Origin of the sequence: Mycobacterium sp. (assembly GCF_049683935.1) — a bacterium.
In the GTDB taxonomy this organism is placed as follows: domain Bacteria; phylum Actinomycetota; class Actinomycetes; order Mycobacteriales; family Mycobacteriaceae; genus Mycobacterium.
This window is the reverse complement of record NZ_JBAUJR010000247.1, coordinates 1-5,566: the sequence shown is the minus strand read 5'-3', so window position 1 is coordinate 5,566 and position 5,566 is coordinate 1. Positions and strand designations below refer to the sequence as shown.

Sequence of the window (5,566 nt, the reverse complement as noted above, 5' to 3'; positions counted from 1 at the left end):
GCATGGTCGCGCTGGCGCCGCTGCTGGTCGGCGCCCGCGCCATCACCCGCATCGTCACCGATCGCCGCGCCACCGACGGGCTCGCCGCCCAACTAGCGCCTCTGGGCGCCGCGGCGTCTCTCGTCTTCGTCGTCGTCTTCCGCGACCAGACCCTGGCCACTGTCGCCGAGTCGGCCCGCATCAAGTACGTCGTCGGCCCGACGATCCCGTGGTACCAGGAGTTCCTGCGCTACTACTTCGTAATGGTCGAAGACAGCGTCGACGCGTCGCTGACCCGGCGCTTCGCCGTTCTGGTGTTGCTGCTGTGCGTGTTCGGTCTGCTCGTGGTGCTACTGCGCCGGGGCACGCTGCCGGGGGTGATGAACGGCCCCGTGTGGCGACTGACGGGGGCGACGGCGATCGGCCTGCTGCTGCTGATGCTCACCCCCACCAAGTGGTCGGCACAGTTCGGGGTGTTCGCCGGTCTGGCCGGCGCGCTGGGCGCGCTGACCGCGTTCGCGTTCGCCCGCGTGGGCCTGCACAGTCGCCGGAACCTCGCCCTGTACGTGGCCGCCCTGCTGTTCGTCCTGGCGTGGGCGAACGCGGGTATCAACGGCTGGTTCTACGTCGGCAACTACGGGGTGCCGTGGTTCGACCGGCAACCCGTTCTCTTCGGCCAGCCCGTCACGTCGATGTTCCTGGTCCTGGCGATCGCCTGCGGACTGCTCGCCGGATGGCTGCACTTCCGGATGGACTACGCCGGACACACCGAGGTCGCCGACACCGGGCGCAACCGGGCCGTCGCGTCGACCCCGCTGCTGGTCGTGGCCGCCATCATGGTGGTGCTGTCGGTCGGCTCGATGCTCAAGGCCACCGCAGGTCGCTACCCCGTCTACACCACGGGCGCGGCCAACATCTCGGCGCTGGCCGCGTTCCTGCCCGGATCGTCGCCGAGCTGCGCGATGGCCGACGCGGTCCTGGTCGAAGAGGACACCAACGCCGGAATGCTGCAACCGGTTCCGGGCCAGCGCTTCGGCGAGTACGGACCGCTGGGCGGCGAGGATCCTGTCGGCTTCACGCCCAACGGTGTCAGCGACACCCTCGAGCCCGCCGAACCCGTGGCGGCCAACCCCGGTCTGGTCAACTCCGACGGGGCCGTCGACAAGCCGAACATCGGCATCGGCTACGCGGCGGGAACCGGCGGTGGCTACGGCCCCGAAGGCGTCAACGGCTCGCGGGTCTTCCTGCCGTTCGGACTGGATCCGGACAGCACCCCGGTGATGGGCAGTTTCGATGAGAACACCGTGGCCGCCGAAGCCACCTCGGCGTGGTACCAGCTGCCGCCCCGCACCCCGGAGCGGCCGCTGGTGACGATCGCCGCCGCGGGCGCGATCTGGTACTACGAGGAGGACGGCGAGTTCAGCTACGGCCAGTCGCTGAAGCTGCAGTGGGGGGTGCACCGGCCCGACGGGTCGTACGAGGCGCTCAACGAGGTGCAGCCGATCGACATCTTCCCGCAGAAGGCCTGGCGCAACCTGCGGTTCCCGATGACCACCGCGCCGCCGGAGGCGAACGTTGCCCGCATCGTGGCCGACGACCCGAACCTGTCCGACGACCAGTGGTTCGCGTTCACCCCACCCCGGGTGCCCACCCTGCAGACCGCACAGGAGTTCCTCGGCACCGAGACCCCCGTGTTGATGGACATCGCCACCGCGGCGAACTTCCCGTGCCAGCGGCCGTTCTCCGAGCACCTCGGGGTCGCCGAACTGCCGGAATACCGGGTGCTGCCCAACTTCGAGCAGATGGTGTCCTCGTCGAACCAGTGGCAGTCGGCCGACGACGGCGGCCCGTTCCTGTTCATCCAGGCGCTGCTGCGCACCGAGGCGATCCCGACGTATCTCAGCGGTGACTGGTACCGGGACTGGGGAGCGCTCGAGCGCTACATCCGGGTGGTGCCGAGTGAGCGGGCGCCGCAGGCCGCCATCGAGGAAGGGTCGACGCGAGTGTTCGGCTGGAGTCGCGGCGGACCGATCAGGGCGCTGCCGTGAGTGAGCTTGCGAACGAACCGAAGACACAGCGCGGCAGCGTGAGTGATGTCAGGGTGGCCCGCTGGGTCGCGACGATCGCGGGCCTGCTCGGCTTCGTGATGGCGGTCGCCACGCCGCTGCTACCCGTCACCCAGACGACGGCGACGCTGAACTGGCCTCAGCAGGGACAGTTGGAGAACGTCACAGCGCCGCTGATCTCGCAGGCGCCGGTGGATCTGACCGCGACAGTGCCCTGCGAGGTCATCGAGACGCTGCCGGCCGACGGCGGGCTCGTCCTCGGCACCGCGCCGGCCGAGGGCAGGGACGCGGCGCTGAACGCGATGCTGGTCAACGTCACCGAGACCCGGGTCGACGTGATCGTCCGCAACGTCGTGGTGGCCAGCGTGAACCGGGACCGGGTCGCCGGCGCCGGGGCTGCCCCCGGCTGTTCCACGATCAACATCACCTCGTCGCTGGACGGAACGTTCGCCGAGTTCGTCGGGCTGCGCAAAGCCGATGGGTCGCCTCAACGCACCGGCTTCGCCGACCCCAACCTGCGGCCCGCCATCGTCGGCGTGTTCACCGACCTGACCGGGCCGGCACCGCCTGGCATGGAGTTCTCGGCGACGATCGACACCCGGTTCACCACGAACCCGACACCGCTGAAGTTGGCGGCGATCCTGCTGGCGATCATCTCGACCGTCGTCGCGCTGTTCGCGCTGTGGCAGCTGGACCGCACCGACGGACGACGCATGCACCGGCTGATCCCGACCCGGTGGCGGACCTTCTCCGCCGTGGACGTCTTCGTGGTCGGTGTGTTCGCGCTCTGGTACATCATCGGCGCCAACTCCTCCGACGACGGCTATCAGATGCAGATGGCCCGTACCGCCGAGCACTCCGGCTACATGGCCAACTACTTCCGCTGGTTCGGCGTTCCCGAGGACCCGTTCGGCTGGTACTACAACGTGCTGGCGCTGATGTCGCAGGTGAGCACCGCGGGCATCTGGATGCGTCTGCCCGACCTGATCTGTTCGCTGGTGTGCTGGCTGCTGCTGTCCCGCGAGGTGCTGCCTCGACTGGGGCCCGCCGTGATCGCCAGCCGTCCTGCGCTGTGGGCGGCCGGACTCGTCCTGATCGGCGCCTGGATGCCGTTCAACAACGGCCTGCGCCCCGAGGGGCAGATCGCCACCGGGGCGCTGATCACCTACGTGCTGATCGAGCGGGCCATCACGTCGGGCCGGTTGACGCCCGCCGCGCTGGCCATCTTCTCGGCGGCGTTCACGCTGGGTATCCAGCCGACCGGGCTGATCGCGGTGGCCGCACTGGTGGCAGGCGGCCGACCCATCCTGCGGATCATCATGCGCAGGCGCCTCGTCGTCGGCACCTGGCCGCTCCTGGCCCCGATGCTGGCTGCGGGCACCGTGATCCTGGCTGTGGTGTTCGCCGACCAGACATTCGCAACGGTGTTGGAAGCCACCAGGATCCGCACCGCCATCGGTCCGAGCCAGGAGTGGTTCACCGAGATCCTGCGCTACTACTACCTGATCCTGCCGACCACCGACGCAGCGATCTCCCGCCGCTTCGCGTTCCTGTTCACCGTGCTGTGCCTGTTCCCGTCGCTGTTCATGATGTTGCGACGCAAGCGCATCCCCGGGGTGGCCCGCGGCCCGGCCTGGCGGCTGATGGGCGTCATCTTCGCGACGATCTTCTTCCTGATCTTCACCCCCACCAAGTGGATCCACCACTTCGGTTTGTTCGCCGCGGTCGGCGGCGCGATGGCGGCGCTGGCGACGGTGATGGTGTCGCCTGTGGTGTTGCGCTCGGCGCGCAACCGGATGGCGTTCCTGTCCCTGGTGTTCTTTGTGTTGGCGTTCTGCTTCGCATCCACCAACGGTTGGTGGTACGTCTCGAACTTCGGTGTGCCCTACAACAATTCGGTGCCTCAGCTAGGCGGCGTGACTGTCAGCACCGTGTTCTTCGTGCTGTTCGCCATCGCGGGGTTGTGGGCGTTCTGGCTGCACGTGACGGCACGCCAGAATTCGAAGATCGTCGACAAGCTCACCGCCGCACCCATTCCCATCGCGGCCGGGTTGATGGTCGTGGTGTTCGTCGCCTCGATGGCGGTGGGCGTGGTGCGCCAGTACCCGACCTACTCCAACGGCTGGGCCAACGTGCGGGCGTTTGTCGGGGGCTGCGGCATGGCCGACGACGTGCTCGTCGAGCCCGATTCGAATGACGGCTTCCTGCGCGCCCTGCCAGGCGGGGACGGGCCGCTGGGCCCGCTCGGCGGCGCCGATCCGGTGGGCTTCTCACCCAACGGTGTTCCCGACCGGATCATCGCCGAAGCGATCCGGCTGAACAATCCGCAGCCGGGCACCGACTACGACTGGGTTCGTCCGCGGCAACTGCCCCGTGCCGGCGTCAACGGAGCGAGGGTGCCGCTGCCCTACGGTCTGGACCCTGCGCGGGTGCCGGTGGCGGGCACGTATTCCACTGAGGCCCAACAGGAGAGCCGACTGACTTCGTCCTGGTACGAGCTCCCCCCGGCGGAAGACGCGCACCCCCTGGTGGTGATCACCGCAGCCGGGACCATCGCGGGCAGCAGCGTAGCGGAGGGCCAAAGCTCCGGCCAGACGGTCGAACTCGAGTACGCACTACCCGGGCCCGACGGTGCCCCGGAACCCGCCGGCCGGATCAGTCCGTACGACATCGGACCGACACCGTCGTGGCGCAATCTCCGCTATCCACGCGACCAGATCCCCGCCGAGGCCATCGCGGTCCGGGTGGTCGCCGAGGATCTGTCGCTGAGCCAGGGCGATTGGGTCGCGGTCACGCCGCCCCGGGTACCCGAGTTGCGTTCGGTGCAGGAGTACATCGGTTCCGAGCAACCGGTCCTGTTGGACTGGGCGGTCGGGATGGCGTTCCCCTGCCAGCAGCCGATGCTGCACGCCAACGGTGTCACCGAGGTGCCGAAGTTCCGCATCTCGCCTGACTATTTCGCCAAACTGCAGAGCACCGACACGTGGCAGGACGGCGTCAACGGCGGCCTGCTCGGGATCACCGACTTGCTTTTGCGAGCCTCGGTGATGTCGAGTTACCTGTCGCAGGACTGGGGCCAGGACTGGGGGTCGCTGCGCCGATTCGACACCATCGTCGACGCCGTACCGGCCGAGCTCGAACTGGGTTCGGCCACCCACTCGGGATTGTGGTCGCCCGGCGAGATCCGGATCGGACCGTGACCGGCCTAGGTTGACGGCTCGTTGGCGCCGGGATCGGTGTTCTCCCGCAGGATGTCGTCATGGCAGTCGACGCGGGCCTGGCCGGTCTGCTCCATGCAGACCAGCACAGGTGTCGCGGTATTCGGATCACCCGCGGGGTGGCTGATCTCACCGGGGTACTGCGACCACAGGGGCGCGCCCGTGGACGTCAGGCGCGCACAGTAGGCCGGCTGACCGCCTTCGGTCACCCCGGCCGCACCCAGCGTCGCGCAGTCCGCGCCCACGACGACGACCGGTAGCGTCACGTCTGCCGCCGCGGCGGGCGACGGCCGCTCGGGGCGC

At 68.8% G+C, this 5,566-nt stretch carries 2 protein-coding genes and 1 pseudogene; 2 read left to right on the top strand and 1 reads right to left on the bottom strand.

The genetic code is table 11. The features are described 5' to 3' along the window. Both WA965_RS14260 and WA965_RS14255 read left to right on the top strand, forming a co-directional pair. A partial coding sequence (locus tag WA965_RS14260; RefSeq protein ID WP_526447667.1) for an arabinosyltransferase C-terminal domain-containing protein occupies positions 1–2,027 on the top strand: 2,027 nt, incomplete at its 5' end. Beyond that, on the top strand, positions 2,024–5,245 hold the full coding sequence (locus WA965_RS14255; protein WP_526294918.1) for an arabinosyltransferase domain-containing protein: 3,222 nt from the start codon (positions 2,024–2,026) through the stop codon (positions 5,243–5,245). The genes WA965_RS14260 and WA965_RS14255, both read left to right, overlap by 4 nt. Positions 5,246–5,250: 5 nt before the next feature. Here WA965_RS14255 and WA965_RS14250 read toward each other — a convergent pair. Then, positions 5,251–5,566, bottom strand: a pseudogene (locus WA965_RS14250) (serine/threonine protein kinase); the annotation flags it as partial.